19 protein-coding genes, 1 pseudogene and 2 riboswitches are annotated in these 23,424 nt (G+C 48.8%); of the genes and pseudogenes, 7 read left to right on the top strand and 13 right to left on the bottom strand.

Features of this window, described 5'->3' with window-relative positions:
* Positions 1-101 precede the first annotated feature (101 nt).
* The 3 genes from NSQ19_RS01350 (at position 102) to NSQ19_RS01340 (ending at position 5,157) form a co-directional block, all read left to right on the top strand.
* Positions 102-1,619, top strand: coding sequence for a glycosyltransferase family 2 protein (locus NSQ19_RS01350; RefSeq protein WP_340702216.1), 1,518 nt, complete (start codon positions 102-104; stop codon positions 1,617-1,619).
* A gap of 465 nt (positions 1,620-2,084) precedes the next feature.
* Positions 2,085-3,920 (top strand): glutamine--fructose-6-phosphate transaminase (isomerizing), encoded by a 1,836-nt coding sequence (gene glmS / locus NSQ19_RS01345; RefSeq protein ID WP_340702215.1) that lies wholly within the window; start codon positions 2,085-2,087, stop codon positions 3,918-3,920.
* A 295-nt stretch (positions 3,921-4,215) separates the two neighbouring features.
* Positions 4,216-5,157 (top strand): cation diffusion facilitator family transporter, encoded by a 942-nt coding sequence (locus NSQ19_RS01340; RefSeq protein ID WP_340702214.1) that lies wholly within the window; start codon positions 4,216-4,218, stop codon positions 5,155-5,157.
* Here NSQ19_RS01340 and NSQ19_RS01335 read toward each other — a convergent pair.
* The gene (locus NSQ19_RS01335) at positions 5,149-5,439 is read right to left on the bottom strand and encodes a hypothetical protein (protein ID WP_340702213.1); all 291 of its coding nucleotides are present in this window, start codon (positions 5,437-5,439) and stop codon (positions 5,149-5,151) included. The genes NSQ19_RS01340 and NSQ19_RS01335 overlap by 9 nt on opposite strands.
* 479 nt (positions 5,440-5,918) lie before the next feature.
* Positions 5,919-6,812 carry an NERD domain-containing protein gene (locus NSQ19_RS01330; RefSeq protein WP_340702212.1) on the bottom strand — a complete coding sequence of 298 codons (894 nt, stop codon included), beginning with the start codon at positions 6,810-6,812 and terminating at the stop codon, positions 5,919-5,921.
* Between the two features lie 222 nt (positions 6,813-7,034).
* Between NSQ19_RS01330 and NSQ19_RS01325 the strand changes: the two genes are divergently transcribed.
* Entirely contained in the window at positions 7,035-7,970 is a 936-nt protein-coding gene (locus tag NSQ19_RS01325) for a DMT family transporter (protein ID WP_445798024.1), read from the top strand.
* Between the two features lie 121 nt (positions 7,971-8,091).
* The gene (locus tag NSQ19_RS01320) at positions 8,092-8,316 is read left to right on the top strand and encodes a hypothetical protein (protein ID WP_340702210.1); all 225 of its coding nucleotides are present in this window, start codon (positions 8,092-8,094) and stop codon (positions 8,314-8,316) included.
* Positions 8,317-8,619: 303 nt separating this feature from the next.
* On the opposite strand, the gene NSQ19_RS01315 is transcribed toward NSQ19_RS01320, so the two are convergent.
* Positions 8,620-9,660, bottom strand: a complete 1,041-nt coding sequence (locus NSQ19_RS01315; RefSeq protein ID WP_340702209.1) for a GGDEF domain-containing protein — start codon at positions 9,658-9,660, stop codon at positions 8,620-8,622.
* Positions 9,661-9,738: 78 nt separating this feature from the next.
* A riboswitch (cyclic di-GMP riboswitch) is annotated at positions 9,739-9,824 on the bottom strand.
* Between the two features lie 255 nt (positions 9,825-10,079).
* On the bottom strand, positions 10,080-11,672 hold the full coding sequence (locus NSQ19_RS01310) for a long-chain-fatty-acid--CoA ligase (protein ID WP_340702208.1): 1,593 nt from the start codon (positions 11,670-11,672) through the stop codon (positions 10,080-10,082).
* A gap of 233 nt (positions 11,673-11,905) precedes the next feature.
* Between NSQ19_RS01310 and NSQ19_RS01305 the strand changes: the two genes are divergently transcribed.
* Positions 11,906-13,009 carry a glycerol dehydrogenase gene (locus NSQ19_RS01305; RefSeq protein ID WP_029142933.1) on the top strand — a complete coding sequence of 368 codons (1,104 nt, stop codon included), beginning with the start codon at positions 11,906-11,908 and terminating at the stop codon, positions 13,007-13,009.
* 725 nt (positions 13,010-13,734) lie between these two features.
* On the opposite strand, the gene NSQ19_RS01300 is transcribed toward NSQ19_RS01305, so the two are convergent.
* From NSQ19_RS01300 to NSQ19_RS01270, 7 genes are all read right to left on the bottom strand, one after another.
* On the bottom strand, positions 13,735-14,265 hold the full coding sequence (locus NSQ19_RS01300; protein WP_340702207.1) for a YbaK/EbsC family protein: 531 nt from the start codon (positions 14,263-14,265) through the stop codon (positions 13,735-13,737).
* A gap of 138 nt (positions 14,266-14,403) precedes the next feature.
* Positions 14,404-15,030 carry an NAD(P)-binding protein gene (locus tag NSQ19_RS01295; protein ID WP_340702206.1) on the bottom strand — a complete coding sequence of 209 codons (627 nt, stop codon included), beginning with the start codon at positions 15,028-15,030 and terminating at the stop codon, positions 14,404-14,406.
* A gap of 316 nt (positions 15,031-15,346) precedes the next feature.
* Complete coding sequence (locus NSQ19_RS01290) at positions 15,347-16,087, bottom strand: sirohydrochlorin chelatase (RefSeq protein WP_340702205.1); 741 nt, start codon at positions 16,085-16,087, stop codon at positions 15,347-15,349.
* Between the two features lie 6 nt (positions 16,088-16,093).
* On the bottom strand, positions 16,094-16,852 hold the full coding sequence (gene cobA / locus NSQ19_RS01285; RefSeq protein ID WP_340702204.1) for a uroporphyrinogen-III C-methyltransferase: 759 nt from the start codon (positions 16,850-16,852) through the stop codon (positions 16,094-16,096).
* Between the two features lie 127 nt (positions 16,853-16,979).
* The gene (locus NSQ19_RS01280; protein ID WP_014096354.1) at positions 16,980-17,705 is read right to left on the bottom strand and encodes a phosphoadenylyl-sulfate reductase; all 726 of its coding nucleotides are present in this window, start codon (positions 17,703-17,705) and stop codon (positions 16,980-16,982) included.
* A gap of 91 nt (positions 17,706-17,796) precedes the next feature.
* Positions 17,797-17,901: riboswitch (SAM riboswitch) on the bottom strand.
* A 101-nt stretch (positions 17,902-18,002) separates the two neighbouring features.
* Entirely contained in the window at positions 18,003-18,182 is a 180-nt protein-coding gene (locus tag NSQ19_RS01275) for a hypothetical protein (protein ID WP_019720423.1), read from the bottom strand.
* Positions 18,183-18,211: 29 nt separating this feature from the next.
* Complete coding sequence (locus NSQ19_RS01270; protein ID WP_061565026.1) at positions 18,212-18,517, bottom strand: TIGR04104 family putative zinc finger protein; 306 nt, start codon at positions 18,515-18,517, stop codon at positions 18,212-18,214.
* Positions 18,518-18,687: 170 nt separating this feature from the next.
* On the opposite strand from NSQ19_RS01270, the gene NSQ19_RS01265 reads away from it, so the two are divergent.
* On the top strand, positions 18,688-20,091 hold the full coding sequence (locus NSQ19_RS01265; protein ID WP_327076800.1) for a glycosyl hydrolase family 28-related protein: 1,404 nt from the start codon (positions 18,688-18,690) through the stop codon (positions 20,089-20,091).
* A gap of 1,303 nt (positions 20,092-21,394) precedes the next feature.
* On the opposite strand, the gene NSQ19_RS01260 is transcribed toward NSQ19_RS01265, so the two are convergent.
* Entirely contained in the window at positions 21,395-22,813 is a 1,419-nt protein-coding gene (locus NSQ19_RS01260) for an NAD-dependent succinate-semialdehyde dehydrogenase (protein ID WP_340702203.1), read from the bottom strand.
* A 231-nt stretch (positions 22,814-23,044) separates the two neighbouring features.
* Positions 23,045-23,374 (bottom strand): annotated as a pseudogene (locus NSQ19_RS01255) (RNA-guided endonuclease InsQ/TnpB family protein); the annotation flags it as partial.
* Positions 23,375-23,424 lie beyond the last annotated feature (50 nt).

Below are 23,424 nucleotides of genomic sequence, written 5' to 3'. Positions count from 1 at the left end.
CACGGTATCGTGATTCCCCGTCCATTCTATCGAAAATTGATCTTATTTGCAATAAAAGCGCAACGATTTGAACATAATGGAAGTGATAAGGAGGATGTTTTGTGAAAGTCAGCGTCATACTTCCCGTTTACAATGTTGCAAATTATTTGGATGACTGCATGGAAAGCCTCGCCCGCCAGACCTTGCCGGCTTATGAAATCATTGCCGTTGATGACGGTTCAAAAGACGGGAGCCGGAAAGTTTTGAAAAAGTGGGCAGCGCGCCTCTCGCAGCTGAAAATCATCCGCCAGAAGCATAGCGGCGCACCGGGCGGCCCCCGGAACAAAGGGCTTGCGCTTGCCACCGGCGATTACATTCATTTTCTTGATCCGGACGATTATATTGACCATGACTTTTACGAAAGTTCATTTGCCTGCATCCGCAAGCACGACCCCGATATCGTCGTGACGAATAGATACAAATTCAATTCCAGGCAAAAATGGCAGGTGTATACGTTTAAACTGCTCGGGCTGTTTGAGGAAAGCCGGCTGACAAACTTGTACGAAACGAAAAACCTGATCCATAACCTGGGGCCTGCCAATAAAATTTTCAAACGGGATTTTTTAACGCGGAACGGGCTTCGTTTTCTTGAAGGCTGCCGTTTTGAAGATGTCCACTTTATCACCTGCTGCCTGTACCTTGCAAAAAAAGTGTTCATCCATTGCGGCACGCATTACCACTGGCGGAAACGCGAATCTTTGCGCAATTTGTCGATTACGCAAAAGAATTTTATGTTCCGCGCTGTCGCCGACCGGGTGCGTATCCACCGGGAAATTGATCGGTTTTTAATGGCACAGGGGCTGCTCGGCCACCGTTACATTAAAGATATCCGCGCCATCCTCGATTTTACGCGTTATGCTTCGAATTTGTATCGCTACCTGCCGCATGCCCGGCGCCGCTTTTTTCCGCTTGTAAACCATTATTTGCAGGACATTGACGAGCGGGCGTTCGACTATGTGCCGGAACCGGAGCTTGTGCGGGCGCGCTATTTTTTCCTGCACAACGGGATGCCGTTTGAATTTGCGGCAACAGCAAGCGTTTCGCGCGGGTATTTGCCGGTAACCCCGGACGGCTGCTTTGATTTCCGCGCCTTTAAAGGGAAGCATGCTTTCGACCATCTGCTTCCGGATTCTGTCCGCGTGCCGCCGGGTTTGCAACCGGAAAAAGCGGAACTGCTTGCCGCAGATTTATGCAACCGCGCCCTTTCTCTAAAAAGGTTCGGCCAGATCGGCTATGTGCCGCCTCGCTCAAAGCAGGACGCGGGCATCACGGTGATTTTGCAAAACCGAACCACAAAAGAGGAGCGGCGGATTCCGGCTGTGATCCGACTGTTGCCGCAACGAAAAATGCGCTTTGTTGCTGCTGTTGATGTGGCGCTTTTGGCGGACTGGCTTGCTTTACAGCAGACGGCGGATCTTTTTCTCGAGATCAGGGCAGGCACTTTGCTGAAAAAACTCCGCCTTCATGCCGATCCGCATGCGAAACTCGGAAACTATGGCAGATGCGGAAAGCTTACGATCACGAAGTATGGAAATGTTTCGATTGTCCCGGCTGCGGTGGAGCAGCGGAAAAGAGCATAATTTCCATATTTTGGTTCGTTTTATTTTGTGCCTGCCGGGAATAGGAACAGTGCAAGGCCAATACATCTTAAAAGAAGGGACTGGTAAAGTTTTTGATGAAAGACTTGACAGCAACTTCATCTTCCGTATTTGGCACTGCATTTGTCCACCGGGCAAGTGGGACGACCGTCCGGAACCGGTATACTTTCGGTGAAGGTTCGTGTCCGCCTACTATTTGAACCCCCGGACTTATCTAAAGCCAGGTTTGGATAAGCCCGGACTGGACGTCATCTGAATACCAGGTTTGGATGAGGCAAAAGGCGCAATCCGATCGGGTTGCGCTTTTTGTCCGTGTGCTCCCTGGTATGCTTTGGAAATCCCGACATTTGCCTGCAGCACAATCGCTTTATTCCCCGCCCGGTTCATGTTAGCATGAAGGTAGGAATACACGTGATATAAGGAAAGCGATACGTTGAGGTGAAAAAGATGAGTGGAATCGTTGGGTACATTGGCAGACATTCGGCACAGCCGGTTCTGCTCGATTGCCTGAAAAAACTGGATTACCGGGGCTATGATTCAGCAGGCATTGCCGTCTCCGATATGAAAACCATCGGCGTCCGCAAAGAAAAAGGACGCGTCGAAGATCTGGAAGCTTCCCTCCAGCTCGAACCGATTCCCGCCGGATGCCTTGGGATCGGCCACACAAGGTGGGCATCACACGGGATGCCGACCGTTGAAAATTCCCATCCGTTATGCGATGAAGAAGCACGTTTCTACGTTGTCCATAACGGGATCATTGAAAACTACCAGCAATTAAAAAAATTTCTTATCGCGCAGGGGCATCGTTTACAAACGGACACCGACACAGAAGTCATTCCGTATCTTCTCGCGCATTATGATACCGGCAATTTTGAAGAAACCGTGCGGATCGTCATTCCGCAATTAAAAGGTGCGTTTGCGCTTGCAATCATGGCAAAAGATCACCCGAACCAGATTATCGCCATTTCTTATGATAATCCACTCATTATCGGCTTTGGCAGCGGGGAAACGTATCTCTCCTCGGATATCCCGGCGCTGCTTTCGTATACAAAGGAAATTTATCCGATTAAAAACGGCGAAATGGCCATTTTGACCCAGACAAAAGTGGAAATTAAGACACTTTCCGGGGAGAAAATTCTGCCGGAAAAGACATCCGTGCGCTGGAATCAAGACGAACTCAACCTGCAGGATTACGGCCACTACATGTTAAAAGAAATCATGGAGCAGCCGGAAGCAATCAAGCGCACGTTAAAAGGCCGGCTGACAGAAAGCAGTGTTGTGATTCCGGAAGTGGACGATTTTTTCGCAAGGCGCAAGCTGACAGATCCGGAGAGAATCATCATTGTCGCAAGCGGCACTTCCCATCACGCCGGCATGATCGGCAAAAAGATTCTCGAAACCATGCTTGATATACCGGTTGAAGCCGCGATTGCATCTGAATTCAGATGCGAGCACGGCCGGCTGGACGAAAAAGCGCTTGTCATTGCCATCAGCCAATCAGGGGAAACAGCCGATACCATTTCCGCCTTGAAAGAAGCGAAAAAATCCGGGGCAGCGGTGATCGCGATCAGCAATTACCGGAAGAGCACGCTGGCAAGGAAATCGGATTGCGTCATTTATACGCATGCAGGCCCGGAACTGGCGGTTGCCGCAACAAAAGCCTATACAACCCAGATTACGGCGCTCGTCCTGCTTTCGGTTGTTCTGGCAAAAAAACTGCACGGCCCCGGCGAAGGCCAAATCCCCGCCCTGCTCGATGCCCTTCATTCACTCGCCGATGACGTGGAAAAATGCCTGGTGATGACGCAGGATGCCATCGACCAGTTTGCACAGGTCACAAACGACCAGGAGCATCTATTCCTGATTGGCCGCGGGCTCGATTATGTGCTGGCGCTTGAAGGGGCGCTCAAACTCCAGGAAGTCGCCTATCTCCATGCGGATGCCTACGCAGCGGGAGAAATGAAACACGGCACGATGGCTTTGATCACGCCGGGTGTTCCGGTCATTGCCCTTGCCACCCAGGAACATTTGCGCGACAAGGCCATAAACAATATTAAAGAAGTAAAGGCACGCGATGCATATGTCGTCGGGATTACGACGACGGGAGATGACGAAGTGAGCGCGGTCGTTGATGAGGTGCTTTACATTCCGGAAGCCCATCCGTTCCTCATGCCGATTTTGGCGGCCATCCCGCTGCAGCTGCTTGCTTATTATGCCGGCATCGTACGCGGCTATGACGTTGACCGCCCGCGCAACCTGGCGAAGAGTTTAACCGTCGAGTAAAGGGAAATCGCGTGAAACTTTTTCAGTCCATGCCTTTCACACAAAAACCGCCCGGGAAAAGGATCCTGGCGGTTTTTTCTCCTTCGGGGCAGGATCCCATTTGATTTTTTATCATATAATAAGTATTATAAATAATTCCATTTCTTTTTATTTACAGCAATAACCCCTAATCCATATTGATTCCCATTCTCAATTATTCAAAAAAGTTTATATTAATTGAGAATAAATGCTATTCTTTTTCCTTTCTTCGTGCTACAATACAGGTGAAATAAGTTTACTCAGGAAGAGGTGTGCGATGATGCCGGAATATGATTATCACCACCTTCCGCATGTCAAAGTCCAGTCCGCATCAAAAAAAGCGTTATGGGCAACGCTTGTCCTGACCTTGCTTTTCACGTTTGTTGAAATGATCGGCGGCCTGATTTCGCATTCGCTTGCTTTGCTTTCCGACTCGGCACATATGGCTTCAGATGTCATTGCGCTCCTCTTCAGCATGCTTGCTTTGTTCATGGCGACACGCCCGCCAAACCGCAAATATACATTCGGCTATTTACGGTTTGAAATCGTTGCATCGTTCCTGAATGGGCTTGCGCTCATAGGCATTTCAATCGGCATTTTCATTGAAGGGATTAAGCGCCTCGTCCATCCGCAACCCATTGATTTTAAGTGGATGTTTCTCATTGCCATGACCGGGCTTGTTGTGAACATCATCCTCACCATTGTGCTGCACCGGAGCACAAAAGAAGAAGAAAACTTAAATGTTAAAAGCGCGTTATGGCATTTTATCGGGGACTTATTGAATTCAGCCGGTGTGATTGTTTCCGCCCTGCTCATTTATTTTACGGGAATGAATTTCTTTGATCCGCTCATCAGCATCGCAATCGGCGGCGTCATTTTTTACGGCGGCGCCAAAATCGTCCGCGCTTCCTATTTGATCCTGATGGACACCGTGCCGGAAGGGTTTGATTTAGAGCAGATCCGCACAGATATGTATCAAATTGAGGGCATTGAAGACGTCCATGACATGCATCTTTGGAACATTACTTCCGACCATTGTTCGCTGACCGCCCATGTCTTTGTCAAGCATTCATCTGAACCGATGCGCGTCATTTTAGCTGTAAATCAGATGCTCGAACAAAAATACGGCATCCGCCATACGACCATCCAGACAGAAGACCCCGCCATCCATGACCATACCGATTATCTCCGGCAGAAAAACCGGACTGTTTCACTGTAGCTGCTGCTCAGCAGGTACAGTTTTTTTGTTTTCCAGCCAGACAACCCATTTGTAAAACCCGGCCACAATGAGCAGGAGGAACGGATTTACAAGCGCCGAAATGGTGAAATCCCACCATCCGTAATGAAAATAGCCCCATGGTGCCGGCAGCAGGGTGATCCACTCATACCCCAGCATCAGCACTTCCCAAACAGCAATATAAAGTATCTTTTTTGGCCATCTTTTTCCAAACAGAAACCAGTTAAGATACAAAATATTCACAGGCGGAAGCAAACAAATCATACCCGGGAGATTCTCCCAGTCCACCCCTTTTGTAAAATACCAGTAGCGATGCTACTTGTAATCGATATATACATCAAAAACCAGGTGGGAAGCTATGGTAAACGTCCAAATCTGTACGATCTGCCCGGGGGAAAGCCGCTTATTGGCACAAAAAACAGCCAGATTAAAAACAATGAGGGAAACAACATACCCAATCATGTTTGATCCTCGCAATCAGCGTTACCGTTCTTTCAATAGCTTATGCACCCGCCGGTTTTCTATACAGCCGCCAAATGGGCAGTGGGGAAACGTATAGATTTGGGCTACTTGTACGCCAGGCCAATGCTTCTTAGTTTATGATTCAGAAACCAAAATTCCTAGTTTGTATTTTTATCGGGGCAGCCAATAATTATTCTGTTCCCCCGTAACCGGATGAAGATCTTTTTCCGGCGGGCTTCAAGCAAAGTGCCGGTCCTCCGGCTGGCATCACAGTTTACGGACTAATGCGCTGCCTCGCGCACGATTTGTGCCGCTGTTTGTGCATCCACGCGCAAAAAGGAACAAAGCGCTTCATCTGGCGCATCCCGGCCAAAAAGCAAATAGAACTCTTCTATCGCTTTACGGTGCGCATCTTTACTGGCATGCCCGCAAACCTGGCAGTGCCATGCGCCATTGTTAAAATCCATTTCAAAACGGCGGCACAGCGGGCACCCGACCCCCGTATACATTTCACTTTGGTCAACCGGCCACGGACAGATCCCCGGATTTTTGCGGCATTCCAGCAAATGCTTGTGCCATTTTTTAAAATGCTTGCCGTCCAGGACCGGCTGGCTGTATGTTTCCTGCATCTTTGTCACTTTATAAACAACCTGGCTTGCCGGACAGATCTTCAATTCATCTGCTGAATTGGCAACAGGCATTTTCAACTCGGCCCCCTCATGGCAAAGGACAAGCAAATACTCCAGCGGCAATTCGGGTAAATGCCGCATCCGGGCCCATGTACACAAGATTTCTTTTTGTTTTTGCAGGCGTGCAAATGGTTCCGGCCAGCCTTTTTCCTTCCCGCCTTTTTGCTGGATAAGCTGGGCAAAAGCCGGATCCGGAAAAATCACACCGGATAAATGGGTGTAGCCTGTAATCAACACAAAATTCCGTGTGAGAATCAGCCCGTCCAGACATGTGCTTGCCATGGGCAGTGCATGGTAAACATAGAATTGGCCAGACGGAAGAATCTCCAAAAACCGGTCTGCCCGCTTCTCCCTTTTATATTTTGCATCCCACTTTTTTACATCCCTAGCAATCTGCCCATACAGCGGATGCCTTTCGGGCAGCCTCCCCAGCAGCGCCTCTCCCGCCCGGATTTGCGCGGGGTATTCCCGCTGTTTTACAATCACGTCCAACTTCCCCTTTTTTAATGATTTTTTTTATTTTATTCGCAGTGGGAGAATAAATATGTTAAAATTAAGAATATTGTAGTGGGAGGTGCTGTTTGTGCGTCTGTATTTTGATCGGTTTGAAAATGACCAGCCTGTTCGTTCCTGATGCGGGGGACGAACATCCGCTTCGAAACCCCCGTCTGGCTGTTAGATAAAAAATAAAGACGGAGGTTGATGACTGTGAAAAACAAATGGGCAGGCGCACTTTGCCTCGCGCTTGCATCCGGCATCTGGGGCGGGATGTATGTGGTCAGTAAATATGTCTTGAACTTTGTACCGCCGCTTACGCTTTTATGGTTGCGGTATATGATCGGTTTTGCCGCACTGTACGCGCTATTGCATGCCGGCAGAAAGAAAAAGGGAAAGGCAAGCCTTGCAAAAAAAGACTGGCTGCTGCTTGCCTGGATCGGGTTTGTCGGCTATTTTGCATCCGTTGCCATGCAGTTTATCGGGACGCAAAAAGCGGATGCCCATACCGGCGCGATCATCACGTCCGCTTCTCCAGTTTTTATCGTGATATTCGCGCGCTTCATTTTAAAAGAAAAACTGACCGCGCGCAAAATATTGGCGCTGATTATCGCATCAGCGGGCGTTGTCATCGTGATCGGCTGGGACATCCATCTTCAAACCTATTTTTGGGGCAGCCTGATTCTGGCTGGAGCGATGATCACATGGGCACTTCTGTCCGTTTATGTAAAAGTGGCTTCCTGGAAAATGGATTCGTTAACCATTACAACCTACGCCATTTTGTTCGGGCTGCTGTTTACAACGCCTTTTGCCGCCCGCGAAGCCATGATGGCCTGGCCTGTATCATCGGGCGGTTTTTGGGGAATGGCAGGTATTTTGTATCTCGGCGTCATCTCTACAGCCGGCGCTTTCTTCCTGTGGAACAAAGGGCTTGAAATGGTAGAAGGCGGCAGCGGGTCACTTTTTATGTTTCTGCAGCCTGTCACCGGCTCTTTTCTCGGCTGGCTTTTGCTTCATGAAAGCCTGAACGGCCGCTTCTTTGCCGGCGGCGCCCTGATTCTGGCTGCGATTGCCATTTCATTGCTCCCGGAAAGGATGCGCCTCGTGCCCCGGATGGAAACGCAAAAAAAATATATCGGATTAAAATAGCAGCATAAGGCAAGGCCTGCCGCACCGGTCTTGCCTTTTTTGTTTCTTTTTTTGCGAATTTGCAGGAATTTTTGCCGCTTTTATCGAAAAAGGGGATAAAAAGGTTCCGGGAGGCAGAACAATGGATCGGTACAGTTGCTTGGCATATCTTTTGTTTCAAACTGGTGATGGCACGGTAAAAGAAGCGGCAATCCGCCTTGTACAGGGCAGCCTTACGCTTGAGGAAGCAAAAGCAGACAGCACGATCAAGCCGTATCTGGAAGCATGTGAAAAACGGCTGAACATACAGCCACCGGATGCCGGGCTGGTTTATGCATTTATGGCAAATTACGTATACGCCGTTTAAAATCTGGCAGGGCAAACCGGCGGACTTCTAAAAGGCATTGCCCCGCTTTGCTCCGAAAGCGGATTGTGCCGCCGCAAAACGTACGCCCTGCCTCTCCTAGTGGTTTTGCAAGTTTTGAGGTTCGTCCGCAGTTATAGGCAGGAAGTTCCCCTTCATGCCAAGACATCCATCTCATATCCATTTATAAGCAGCAAATCCGCCAATGAAATGGACTGCCGCTGTCCATGCGGTTTTTGATCGCAAATCCGCCAGCTAAAATGTTCGCCACATACAATGATAAAGGGAATCCGCCTTTTCCCTGTCTTACAGCACCGTAATCCGGTTTCTGCCCTGACCCTTCGACATGTACAGCCCTTCATCCCCCCGCCTCACAATGGTTTCCGCCGTATCCCCCGGTGTATATGCAGTCACACCGAAACTTGCGGACAGCTTTCCCGCATGCCCAAATTGATGGCGGCTGATGCTTGCCCTTAAATATTCCGCCAGTTCCTCTGCCTGGGGCAATCCATCCTTTGTAATGATGATGAACTCTTCACCGCCCCAGCGGCCGATGCAATCATTCGCCGAAATGGCCCTGGAGGAAAGACGGACAAATTCCTTCAGCACCTCATCTCCTGTCTGGTGCCCGAACCGGTCATTCACCAGTTTAAAATAGTCGATATCGAAAAAAATCACGGAAAAAGATGTGCCGTTTTTTTCCGCGTGTTTAACCGCGGCATCCAGCCATGCCTGTACCTGGCGCCGGTTGGCGATCCCGGTCAACATGTCCGAGTAAGCCTTCTTCTTCTCCTCTTCCAAATCTCTAAATACTTTTAAGAGATAATGAGAAATGCAAAAGATGGCGATATAGACGAGATTGGCAAGGTAAAAGACCAGCATGGATATTTTATAGTCAAAGGAAAAATGGCGGAATTGCGACATTCCGATCAGAAGCGTAATCACGAACAAAGTGAGCGAATAAAAGATCCCATTCCGCTTTTTCAACGTGATAAAAATATAGAGAAACAGAAGCGGGCTCCAAATGATCGAAATTCCGATTGCCCCCTCTTTTCCCGGAACCATGTATTGAAAAACACAGTCCATCACGATGGCAAGATAATAAACCGTGAGGATCACGAGATTCACATAGTCAAACAAGCGGAAATAACGCTTGAACACCATGCAGATAAGAAACAGAATGTTCCAAGCAATCAGGATCCGCGTAGTGGCCAGATAAAATAAAGCTGTACGGGTGCCTGTGTGAGGGACCAAATTGTAAATCGCAAGGGCAGCGATCAAAATCGGGCTGATCCAAAGATAAAGGATTCTTTTAAAATCTTCCAATGTCTCGATTTTCCTGCCCATTCCCGCCCCGCCTTTCTGGTCTATCTCCGGGGAACTTGCAAATGAAAACAAAGGCCAAGCTTCGATTTTTCACTACGCGTTAGCAACTGGCTGGCATGATTGGAAAACCGGTAGCCCCTGTAGTTTTGCGTCTCCATTTTTCAATGGATTTGCCCCTTTGATATAGGTCTTTTATCCTATTATACTGTATTTCTGTCCAAAAGAAACCGCCAGTCAAAGGATAAGAAAGGGCAATTCGGTTAAAATTTGCCGTCTGCAGCTGCCGGAAACGTTTATGGCGGTTCCGCCAACGCCCCCGCCTCATCGCTGAAGCAAGGGGCGTGGATGCGGCATGCTTTCCGCTGTTTTACGCCGAAATGGCACGCGCTGTCCTGTGCTTTTCAGCGGCCTTGCGTTTTGCCGGATCTGTTTCCGGCATGTTAATTTACGAACCGCTCTGTTTTTCCGAGCTTTTCCCAGTATTCGTTACGCAGGCGGACTTTCTGGATTTTCCCGGATGCCGTTTTCGGCAGTTCCTCCACAAATGTCACACCCGTCACGGCTTTGAAATGGGCAAGCCTTTCCCTTGAAAAACGGATGATATCTTCTTCAGTGGCGGCCGCATCTGCCTTCAGGACGACAAATGCATGCGGGGTCTCTCCCCATTTTTCATGCGGAACAGCAATCACCGCCGCTTCAAGGATATCCGGATGTTCATACAGCACCCCTTCCACTTCAATAGAGGATATATTCTCACCGCCGCTGATAATAATGTCTTTTTTACGGTCGACGATATCGATATAGCCGTATTCATCAACGGTTGCCATATCCCCTGTATAGAGCCGCCCGTTCCGGATCGTTTTCATCGTTTCTTCCGGGTTTTTCCAGTATCCGTGCATAACGCCATGCCCTCTTACCGTGACCTCGCCGATTTCTTTTCCGTCATGGGCCACTTCTTCGTCGTTTTCCCGTAAAACCCGGACATCACTGCCGATCATCGGAAACCCGGCTTTCGCCCGCAACCGCAATTGTTTATCATGATCCAGCCCGCCAAGCTGCGAACGGATGACAGACACAAGGGTGAGCGGTGTGGACTCCGTCATGCCGTACACCTGGATGAATTCCCAGCCAAGCTCTTTTTCCACCCGTTCTACAAATGCAGGCGGCGGCGCAGCTCCGGCGATGACAACACGCACATCCTGTTCAATGGCGGGATGGTGTTCCGCATTGTACTGCAACAGGCTGTTCAGCACAGTCGGCGCCATATGCACTACCGTTACATGATGCCTGATGATTTCCGTGAAAATGGCTTCCGCCGACGGTTTGCGGAGGCATACATGGGCCGCCCCGTTTGCTGTATAGTAAAACGGCGAACCCCATCCGTTTACATGGAACATCGGGAGCACATGCAGATAGACATCGCGGTCCGTAACGCGCAAATGGTGCATGGCGCTTAATGCATGCAAATAATTATTGCGGTGGGTAAGCATCACGCCTTTAGGATTTCCGGTTGTCCCGCTCGTATAAAGCAGGCTGCACACATCGTTTTCATCGAGGCCGGCACGCGGAAACGGCTCAGGCGGAAATCTGTCCAGCCAACGGTCATAATCAATTTCAGCACAGTCATCCTCTTTATAGTGGATAATAATTTGCTCCACCGTTTCAAGCTCATCCTTTACCGGCTCGATCAAATGGTACATCTCCTGGTCCACAAACAATACTTTCGATCCGCTGTGATTTAAAATAAACCGGTAGTCTTCCGGGGTCAGCCGGATATTCAGCGGCACCATCACCGCCCCCAGCTGGAAAATCCCGTAAAAGCCTTCCAGCATTTCCACTGTATTCGGCGCGAGATAGGCCACCCGATCCCCTTTTTCAATGCCAAGATTTTTTAACCCGTACGACAGCCGGTTCACCCTGCCGTTCAGCTCCCGGTATGTAAACGCCCGGTCCCCGCAATACACCGCTGTTTTCCCGCCGTACAAAAGCACCGCGCGATCCAGAAATTCCGTCAACACCAACGGCACGTTCATGGACTCCCCTCCCATTTTCATTTTCTCCCTGTTTCCCCTTGCTGTTTAAAAACCAGCACTGTTGTATAACAATATTATAAAAGTTTTTGAACGCGTTTTCAATCATCATATTTATTTGTTTTTTTATAACATTGGATGATCTTATTTTCACTTCTTTTACCTTGGTTTCCGCTTACATTTTTAATATAATGAGAGTGTAGAAAGAAAAAAATGTTTAGGAGGTAGTACATGTTATGAAAATTCCTGTAAAATCCGTTACATCGCCGAAAAAGTTTATCGTAGGGAACGGCCTGCTTGCCAATTTATATGCGTATATAAAAGATTTGGGCGACAATGCCTATGTGATTTGCGACGAATTCATCCTCGGCCGCGCAAAAGAAGAAGCCGGAAAATCTGTCCGGGAAGGCGGTGGGAAAGCAACTTTCGAACAGTTCAATTATCAAATCACCCAGGAAGAAGTAGACCGTAACCGCCGGCTTGCACGTGAAGCAGGCGCCAATGTCATTGTCGGCATCGGCGGCGGAAAAACGCTTGATACCGCAAAAGCAACCGCTTATTATGAAAAACTTCCGGTTGTCATTTTTCCGACGATTGCCTCCACTGACGCACCGTGCACGGCCCTTGCCGTTCTTTACAAAGAAGACGGCGCTTTTGACCGTTACTTGTTCCTGCCGAGCAATCCGGATGTCGTGCTCGCAGACACGGAAATTTTAGCTGCAGCACCGGTCCGCTTTTTCGCCGCCGGGATCGGGGACGCGCTTGCCACTTATTTTGAAGCGCGCGCCTGCTACGCGGCAAACGGCGACAACCTTGTTTTAATGAAGCCATCCCTCACCGGCCTGGCCATTGCCCGCACTTGCTACGAAACGATTCTCGAAAACGGCGTAAAAGCAGTGGAAGCCGTGAAAAACAAAGTGCCAACCCGTGCAGTGCAGGATACCATTGAAGCGACCATCTATTTGAGCGGTGTCGGGGCGGAATCCGGCGGCCTTGCCGCAGCACACGCCATCCATAACGGCATGACCGCTGTCCCCGCCCTCCATCGTGCACAGCACGGCGAAAAAGTGACATTCGGCCTGCTCGCACAGCTCGTTCTTGAAAACGCGCCAAAAGAAGAGCTTGAAACGGTAATCCGCTTTATCAAAGCAGTTGGCCTGCCGCTGACACTGAAGGACCTCGGCGTTGAAGAATTTGTGGAAGCCGAATGGCGGAAAGTGGCGGAAGATGCCTGTGCCGAGGATGACACAATGGGCAACGAACCATTCCCGGTTACGCCTGATGATGTGTACAATGCCATTGTTGCCGCTAACGCCATTGCTGAAAAATACCATGACTAAATCAAAGCAGCATATGTGAATCCATCACAAAAACGACGGGAAAACACGATCGTGTATCCCGCCGTTTTTGTCTATATCATATGAACTTAAGTTAGGACTTGCTGAACAAATCCAATTCTGCGTTTGTGCCCAATTTGTTAGTAATCTCTAGAAAAATTCATCTTTGAAAATGCGATTCTGTCTTCTCTATATATTGAATCCGCTATCAAGCTTTCTTCACATAGAGTACGTCTACGTTAAGGAAGCACGGAAAATTGAAGGTCTTTCTTCACATAGAACGCGTCTACGTTAAGATAGCATGAAAAATTGACGGTCTTTCTTAACATAGAGCCCGTCTACGTTAAGGAAGCACGAAAAAAAGATGACCTTTCTTCACATAGAGCCCGTCTATGTTAAGGAAGCACGGAAAATTGAAGGTCTTTCTTCACATAGAGGGCGTCTACGTTAAGGAAGTACGAAAAATTGACGGCCTTTCTTAACATAGAGCCCGTCTACGTTAAGAAAGCACGAAAAAAAGATGGCCTTCCTTCACATAAGGCGCGTCTACATTAAGAAAGCAAGCAAAAACGAAGGCCTCGCATTAAATTTATGCCAAAGCTGTCAGCATCCTTGCCAAATCTAGGAATTTTGCTTATTCAGGAAGCCCTAATTATATATCAAGCATTTTCCGGCGCGTACCCGGGGCCTCTTTCCATCTCAAAGGCAAGTCTGAAGCGACACGTAGATTATTGCGGATCCGATAAGACACCAGTCCCAGCTACTTGCTGGTAATCTTCCACCGTTTTCCAGCCCTTGCAGACGTCCACCCATTTTTCGGCCTTCCCGTATGTATACAATTCTTCGCAGGTCAGTTCAATTGCCGAGTTGCCGCTCCCGCATGCCGGAAATACAGTCGTGAACCGTTTGAGTGAGACGTCCATATAGACCGGCAAATCTTTTTTCAAACCGAACGGGCAGACGCCGCCGACAGCATGGCCGGTATGCTCGAGCGTTTCTTCTGGTGACAGCATCCGCGCTTTCCCGCCGAATGTTTGCCGGAATTTTTTATTGTCGATTTTCGCATCTCCCGCGGTGACAACAAGAAGGGCTTCTTCCCCACCGGTACCCCTGAACGCAAGCGTTTTTGCAATCCGTTCCGGTTCCGTGTGCAGCGCCTCAGCTGCAAGTTCAACCGTCGCGCTTGATGACGGCAGGACGAGCACATCTTCTTCCCGGTCCCACTGCTTAAAATAAGCTTTGACATCTTCCAATGACATGAAGGCGACACTCCTTTTTGTGAAAATTTTAACCCTATTGTAACGGAAGCCATTCCGGGTTGCAAACGGGCTTGCCAAGTTTTTCGCCGGGCACACCGGCTGATTTCCCAAAGATGGGCGCTAATCTTCATCCGTTTTTCAGTGGGCAGTCCCTTGCATGCGGCTGCGAAAGAAAGACAAGGCTTCCTGCTGTTTTTCAGGCTTGCGGTATGCTTCTCCAAGCAGCTTTTCCAGCCACTCGCTTTTTTCCGATGCAGAAAACTGCGGCTGCTTCAGAAGCTGGCGGCACTCGTATAAAAAATCCACATATTGGGCGTAGTTCGTATCATAATGCCTGGATAATTCATTTACAATGCGGGAAGCCAGTTTCGGGCTTGCCCCGGCTGTAGAGACACTGATGGAAAGCCTGCCCTTTTGGAAAAACGCCGGAAAAGCAAGGTTGCCGCTTCGCGCATGGCCGGCATCGTTCACGAGGGCTTGGGCCGGGGCATGTGCAACAATCCGGCTGTTTGTCTCCGGATCATTTGTCGCTGCAACAACCACATCGGCCTCCCGGATGTCTTCCGGTTCGAATGTTTTCTGTTTCCAAATGAACGCGTGTTGTTGCGCCAAAACCTGCAATTCATCGTTCAGGTGCGGGCTCACGACGGTAACGCATGCCCCCGCTTCCTGGAAGAGCCGGAATCTGCGTGCCGCCACTTTTCCGCCGCCGATGACCACAGCCTGCTTCCCGTCTAAATTGACCATAACCGGTACCCAAACCATTCCTGATCTCCTTTCCAGTTTATCCGGTGCAGAAACGCCTCGTGCTTCCTGCCATTTTCGTGAATGTGCCCGTACGCTCCCTTTCCAGCGTTTCCTGGGGAGCCGGAACCGGGCAAGTGCCGGCATGCACAATGGAGCGCCGGACCGCGGGCATCTTTCAGGCTGATCGGGCCCAAAAAAGTGCCGGTACGCACATTGAAACACCGCACCCAGGCATTTTTTAAACTGCATCTCCCCCAAATAAGGGAGGGGTTCACAATAGAAAACGCCGCAGGCTTCCCCCAGGCTTTCCGGGGGCAAAAAAGGTCCCGGAATCTCAAATAAAAGCCTCTGCACCCAACGCTTCCTTTGCCCGGCCGGCCAATGCGTCCGCCATATCCGGGTGACAGCCGAGATACCGTGCCAGCCGGATATCATATCCTTCCCGCTGCAGCATGCCCACTTTCTTTTCCAGCGACCGGACGAGCACGCCGGTGAACCAAAGATATGGGGCCACAACCACCGGGCGCCCGGCCGCGGCCAGCTCCTTCAGCGCCTCATCAAAACGGGGCTCAAGCACCGCCAAATAAGCCGTTTTGATCTGTTCTGCCCCCAGTTGCACGCCCAGCCCGTCCGCAATTTTTGCAAAATCGCACAGTGTTTCCGGATTGCGGCTGCCGCGTCCGACCAGCAGAATCCAGGCACCCGGAGGCATGCCGGTTTCCAAAATATTTTCCGCCAGAATTCCGGTGATCCGGTCCCCGACGCCGAGCGGGCGGCCGTACGTAAACACAATATGCGGATAACGTCGTTTCGCTTCCCGGATCGCACGCGGGATATCCTCATAATAATGCCCGGCACTCAGCAGCAATACCGGCACAACGGCGATACGCCCTGCGCCGCCCCGGACAAGCGCATCAATCCCTGCTGCAATATCCGGTTCCGCAATTTCCAGATAACAAATTTCCTGGAGATCCGCATCCACCTGTGCCATCGCTTGCCGGATTGCCGCTGTTGCTTCCCGGGCGGTTTCGGGCACACGGCTGCCGTGGCTGACATATAAAACACCTTGTTTCATACCCGTTCACCCGGTACAGGCCGGAGCAGCGGAAAGCTGTTCAAACCATTTCAACTCATCGCGCAGTTTTACCACTTCTCCGATGATCAAAAGCGATGGGTTGCGCAACCCGTCCGCCTTTTCACTTAAATTTCCAAGCGTGCCGACCGCGGTTTCCTGTTTTTCCGTCGTGCCCCAGCGGATAAGTGCAGCCGGCATGTCCGGCGATTTGCCGTGCTTTATCAGTTGCGCACAGATGAGCGGCAGATTTTTCACGCCCATATAAATGCAAAGTGTATCAATTCCCGCATATTTGGACCAGTATGCATCAAGATCTTCGCCTTTTTTCGTGACGCCCGCGATAAAAGCAACGGATGTACTGAGCCCGCGGTGGGTGAGCGGAATGCCGGCATAGGCGGGCACGGCGGAACCGGCCGTAATCCCCGGAACGATTTCAAACGGAATATGCTTTTGCACCAGTACTTCCGCCTCCTCCCCGCCTCTGCCGAATATAAACGGATCGCCGCCTTTTAAACGGACAACAGTTTTGCCTTGGTTGGCAAACTTCACAAGCAGGTGGTTGATCGTATCCTGCGACATCGTATGGGCGTCCGGCTTTTTCCCGCAGTAGACGAGTTCCGCATCCGGCCTTGCTTCTTTTAACAGATCCGGATTCACCAGGCGGTCATATAAAATGACATCCGCTTCCCGGATCATGCGCAATCCTTTCACTGTGATCAGTTCCGAATCGCCGGGCCCTGCCCCGACTAAATATACTTTTCTCATTTCTTCACCTGCTTTAAACTTAATCGGATAACTGGTTGGTTTGGTTTATGCGCCCACTTCTCCCGGAGTGGCTGTAGCAGCGGCTTAGAAGGGATGGCCGTTTTTGCCGCAGCACCACCGGGCAGCCTTACTTTTTCTGAACCGTATGCAGCCCGCATTCGGTTTTATGAAAGCCCGCCCATCTTCCTGCTCTTGAGTCGCTGTTTCCAGCAGCACGTGTGCACGGGAAACAGCCGATGCTCGGATATCCCTGGTCATGCAATTCGTTATACGGAAGATGATGGGACTTGATATAGTTCCAAACGTCATCCCATGTCCAATGAATCAGCGGGCAAATTTTAATCGAATGGAACCTTTCATCTTTATTGACAAAATTCGTTTTCGCCCTTGTCGGCGATTGCTCCCGCCGCAAGCCGGATATCCAGGCCGACGCTCCCTGCAGCGTTTCTTCAAGCGGCTTGATTTTCCGGATATAGCAGCATTGGTCCGGATCCCTTTTCCAAAGGGCAGATCCGTATTGCGCCGCCTGTTCATCAAGCGTAAGCGACGGTTTTTTCATTTGGATATTTAAAGCCGGATATTTCTTTTTCACTTTTTCAATCAATTCGTAAGTTTGCGGAAAGTGCAGGTCCGTATCCAAAAATACGATATCCGCATCTTCTCTGACTTTCGAAATGAGATCAATCAGCACCATTCCTTCTGCGCCGAAGCTGCACGCATATACCACTGATTTACCGTACGTGCCATATGCCCACTGCAAAATTTCCAATGCGCCCTTTGTTTCATCTTCCGGCACGAACACTGCAAACGGATCCGACGTAAACTGTTCATATGTGAGCCGCGTTTGCTCCACTCTATTCCCTTCTTTCTTATTCGATTACTAAGGATTAAACGACAAAAATCTTCTTACCCTGAAGTAAGAAGATATCCATTCCCGGGAAATCTTCTTATCTTTCAGGCCACCACCTGCAGGAATTGGCACAGTACCCGTTTTCGGACCTGCTGCCGAGGCTTCACAGGGCCCTTCCCTCCACCTCTCTTGATAAGAAAATAACAACATATAAGCTTAAAGTTTATTGTATACCTTCTTATGCTATTCGTCAACGAAAAATTCTGATAAAGAAAATAAGGCCCATTTTCACGAAAAGTGTTACATGTAGTTTTGGGCCACCTTTTTCTTTCTCATTTGATGAAATGGTTTCCAATCTTTGCTTGCATGTGTTTTTTTCAAATCTTGCTCTGTACCAAATCGGTTCATCAATTCACCTTTAAACTTGCGGCGTACCGGCTCAGCTCCGCGTTTCATCATCACCTGGATTTTTGAAGCCATTTAAAAGGGCGACAACTATTCGTTCCCTTTTACCATAGAGGCCTTTCTTTATGATCAAACGAATAAACATAAGGCATCATAAGAATCAAACAAGCCCAAATAATGATGATTAGTGTTATGAATGCAATTTTTGGAATGCCCAATATCATTAGTCCAAATGAGATGAAAAAGCAAAGCAGGGAAAAATATCCAACTTTATTTCGAAACTTCAAACTTGGATATAACTTGGCTTTACAATTTGGACATTCTATGGTTTGGTCAAACTTCCATAATCTCTTAAAGATATAAATCCACTTAAATGGATGGTTACAATCAGAACATTTTGGCAGGCTCATTGACTTCCACCTTCCTTTTCTTCGATTTTAACATAAAATTCAATCTTTTTTATGCCAACAACAATGATTTAGAAAAGAGTCTTCCTTTTTCAGTGCATTTTCCAACCTGCGGGGGTAAACTACATATATCCAATGACAGAGACTGAATGAAGGCAAAGCGGGGTGAAAAAATGATTCATTTGGATAAGCATCATGACCCCCGGACAAACGGCATGCTGCTGCGCCAGCTTTCACGCAGGGCAGTCCAGCCGGGTACCCTAATCCAGGAAAATGAAGCGCTTTTTCAAAAATACTGCCAGCCGGAATTTCACAAACCGTTTTCCCTTTCACGGCTGCTGCTGAACCGGAGATATCCGGTTGAACCGTATAAAACCCTTGCAGATCAGAACGGCCTTGTCTACCCGGAATGGAAAACGATATTGGATCAAGCATACAGCCGGCTGCTGTCTGTGGCATCCCGTACAGTCAATGTGGCAGATTTCGGGGCTGCCGGCGATGGAAAAACCGACTGCACAGCGGCATTCCAAAAAGCACTGGGAAACGGCCGCGTGAAAGTGATCGTACCGGAAGGCGTTTATCTTGTAAAGGGGCTTAAGCTGCCTTCATGGACATGCCTTTGCGGCAGCGGAAAAGGCGTAACAGTCATCAAACTCCATCCGCATGCGCCGAAAAAAACGCGTCTTATCCAAAACGCCCATTTCCACCGCGGCAATCACCATATATCAGTGGAAGGGCTCACGCTGGACTGGAATGTCGAAAGGCTCGGAAATGAGGAAAGAACGGCAGCAGGAAATAACCGTTCAAGCTGTCTGACTTTTGCGCACGTCACGTTCGGCTGGGTGAAAAATGTGGAGGCGGCGGGGGCCGGCCTGCATGGTTTTGATGTATCGTCTGCCCGGTATCATTATTTGGGCGACGGCTTTCTCGCCCCGGGAAGGAGCCGCTATATCTGGCTGGACGGGCTTACGGCAAGCGGATTCGGTGATGACGGCATTACCACCCACCATAGCGACTATTGCTTTATTTCAAATTCTTTCTGTTACAACCCGAGTGGAAAGGCCCACAAAAAAGGGTTTTCCAACTCCAATGGCATTGAGATTGATGACGGGTCGCGCCATGTCTGGCTTTACAATAATGCTTCAAGCGGCTGTTTCGGAGGTGTCGAAATCAAAGCCCACCACAATGCTTCGGCTGCTTCTCATGTCCACCTTTACGGCCATCTTTCTGTCCGCGACAACCGTTCTTTCAATTTCCGGCATATCGGTCACCATAAAGGTAAGGATAGCGATTCGAAAAGCGCGGACCATATTGTGGCGGCCAATCTTGTTTCCATCGCGCCGGTGTTTACGGATTTATATGAAGGTTCAACGCCGCGCAGCCTCGTTGTTTCCGCTTACCGGAACGTTGTCATTAACGGGCTGACAGCACTTGGCGACCCGGATTACGATTTCAAGGGAAATCCTGTTGTCGCCATCCAGTACCGTGCAAAAAATGTTATCTTGAAAAATGTAGAAATCAGCGGGTTTCAAAATGCGAAACGGATCAAGGGCAAAGACAAATGCGTACTGTTGTAATGCTTGGATTGTTCATAAATAAAGAGAGAATCTAAGCAAGACTTGCAGGGTGAATCGGATAATAGCTTCTTATCCGATTCACCCTGCAAGTCCAGCCTTCATGTTTGCCACCAATAGAAGCGATATTTGCAAAAAAGGGGGGTAAAATGACTTTCGAATTCAAAGTTTTTTCTACATCTTTTTAAAACCCTTGCATTTAAAGTTCGGCAAAATCCTTGGGATCCTTGCCAATTCCGATTATTTTGCTGATTCAGCAAGCCCTGGATTCTTCCTTTTCATCATCGTTTGAAGATCATTTCCCGGGGAAACTTGGTGTCTTTTGTCATGAATGCGGGCGCGGAAAGACATTTCTATACAAAGTTTTTGCCGACTTTGTGCTCCTTCTCGAGTAAAAGACATTTTGTCTTCCTTGATGCCAATGCCCGGAAATTTGTTGTGACATGTCTTTCATAGCACTCGTGCCAGTAATATTATCGCAATTTTTCTCTCATTAAGTTGCGAATACTTTTCCCGACCAATTGTGTTATTTTCCTTTCACCATAAAGGACGCTTTCCCGGGAAATTTGTTGCCTTTTGTCTTTTTAAAGACCTCTAAAAAACATTGGGACCATCGTACGGATCCTTTTTTGTCTTTTTGAACGTTTTAAAAAGACATTTGGACTCAGTCCCACCCCCGTTTTGTCTTTTTGAAGGCTTCTAAAGGACACTTGGACCACTACCCAGATCCTTTTTGTCTTTTTGAGCATCTTAAAAAGACATTTTGGCTCGATCCCCACTCCTTTTTGTCTTTTTGAAGGCGTCTAGGGGACATCTTGGGGCGAGAATCATTGCCTTTTGTCTTTTTGAAGGTCTCTAAAGGACGTTTGGACCTCCGCCCGGATCCTTTTTTGTCTTTTTGAACGTTTTAAAAAGACATTTGGACTCGGTCCCACCTCCTTTTTGTCTTTTTGAAGTGTTCTAGGGGACATTTCAGGGTGGGAATCATTTCCTTTTGTCTTTTAGAAGGCCTCTAAAGGACACTTGGACCACTGCCCAGATCCTTTTTGTCTTTTTAAACGTCTTAAAAAGACATTTGGGGGCGGATCCCATTCCTTTTTGTCTTTTTGACGGCTTCTAGGGGACATTTTGAGCTCTGGCCTGATCCCTTTTTGTCTTTTTGAAAGCCTGTAAAAGACCTTTGGACCACTTCCCCGGATCTGCCTCAAAAACATTCGAGCCAAGTACCGCAACTGGTTTAGGATCAAAAAAGTGGGATCCCCATTTTTAGAGATCCCACTTTTTTCCTGCAGGCCGATCCAGGTACTTATAAACCGAGCGAAATATATTTGACTTCCAAAAATTCTTCGATGCCGTAACGGCCGCCTTCCCTGCCGAGACCACTCTGCTTGAAACCGCCGAATGGGGCCTGCGGCGTGGACGGAAGCCCGTCGTTCAGCCCGACAATGCCATATTCCAGCCCCTCTGCAATTTGAATGCCTTCTGAAATATTTTCCGTGAACACATACGCAGCAAGACCGTAAATGGAATCATTGGCACGCCGAATTGCTTCATCAATATCCGTAAATTTCGTTACCGGTGCAAGCGGCCCGAATGTTTCTTCATTCATGCATATCATATCATCGGTAACATTGGAAATGACTGTCGGATCAAAGAACAACCCATCTTTCGCGCTGCCGCCTGTTTCCACGGTAGCCCCTTTTTCCACTGCATCTTTGACGTGATGTTCTACTTTTTCAACCGCATTCCGGTCAATCAGCGGACCGATATCCGTTCCTTCTGCAAGGCCGTCCCCAACACGGAGTGCTTTCACTTTTTCTGTAAATTTCTTGGTAAAAGCTTCATACACTTCTTCCTGTACATAAATGCGGTTCGAGCACACACAAGTCTGACCGGCGTTGCGGAATTTTGCTGCAACCGTGCCCTCTACAGCTTTATCGAGGTCCGCATGTTTTGTGATGATCACCGGTGCATGCCCACCAAGTTCAAGCGACACTTTTTTCACTGTGTCAGCTGAGCCGCGCATCAGCTCTTTCCCGATTTCGGTCGATCCGGTAAAAGTAAGTTTGCGGACGCGTTCATCGGCAAGCCAAGTGTCCCCGATTTCCTTCGCACTCCCGGTTATTACATTGATGACGCCTTTCGGAATGCCGGCTTTTGCAGCAAGCTCAGCAAGCTTCAAAGCAGTAAGTGGTGTCTGTTTTGCCGGTTTGATGACAACGGTGCAGCCGGCAGCAAGCGCAGGTGCAACTTTGCGGGTAATCATGGCAGCCGGGAAATTCCACGGGGTAATTGCCGCGACAACGCCGACCGGCTGTTTATGGACAAACAGGCGTTTATTGGTAGCGGATGCCGGAATCGTTTCGCCATACACACGCTTTCCTTCTTCGGCAAACCACTCGATAAAGCCATTTGCGTAACGCATTTCCCCAAGTGCTTCCTTGAGCGGCTTGCCCTGTTCTATGGTCATCGTCCTGGCAAGCTCGTTTTCATGTTGACGGATCAGTTCAAACCACGTGCGGAGGTAGGCACTTCGTTCATAGGCAGAAAGCGCCGCCCACGCCGGAAAAGCCGCATGCGCCGCGTCAACAGCGAGCTTAGCTTCTTTTTCCCCGCCTTTTGGAATCGTCGCAATCACTTCGCCGGACGCAGGGTTGTCCACTTTGATTTTTGGCAGTCCTTCCCCCGTCCATTCACCATTCAAGTACATCAAATAGTCTTCCATAGCTCCATCTCCCTTCGAGTAATAGTTTACGATTTTTCAGATGATTTTTCCTGTTTTATGATTGCAACACTTGTTTCGCATGGCAGGTGTGTTCGTGATTTCAGAAGTGAACTACCCACCACTTATTGACCTTGCGGTCTAATTGAAGTGGGGGCTTCTCGACTTATCGTTGCTTTTACTAGCCAACGAAAACTGACCGAGCTAACCCTCTTGTTCCAAGAGTTTTGTTACTTATGATAACGCTAATAAGCGTATACCTTCATTTTTGATATTGATTGCTGAATTATAGTCTCGATCTGCCACATAACCGCACGAACAACGGTAGGTGCGTTCAGATAGTTTCACAGATTTTTCTGCACCACAACAAGAACACTTCTTAGTGGAGGGAAACCACTTATCAATTTTCACAAGTTGTTTCCCTTGTTCTTTTAGCTTATACGCTAAGAAAGTAGTGAACATCCCCCAACCGTTGTCGTGAACGCTTTTCCCAAAGTGAAGGGCTTGAGACATCCCTTTCATGTTCAAGTCCTCAATCACGACAGCATCAAAGTTAGAAGCTGTATGTGTAAAATTTTACTCGAAGGGGCAGATGAGTGGAAAAAAATGGGAAG

It is taken from the genome of Weizmannia sp. FSL W8-1119 (genome assembly GCF_038008605.1).
GTDB lineage: Bacteria > Bacillota > Bacilli > Bacillales > Bacillaceae_C > Weizmannia > Weizmannia coagulans.
Note: the sequence above shows the minus strand (reverse complement) of the source record. Positions and strands in the feature narration are given on the sequence as shown.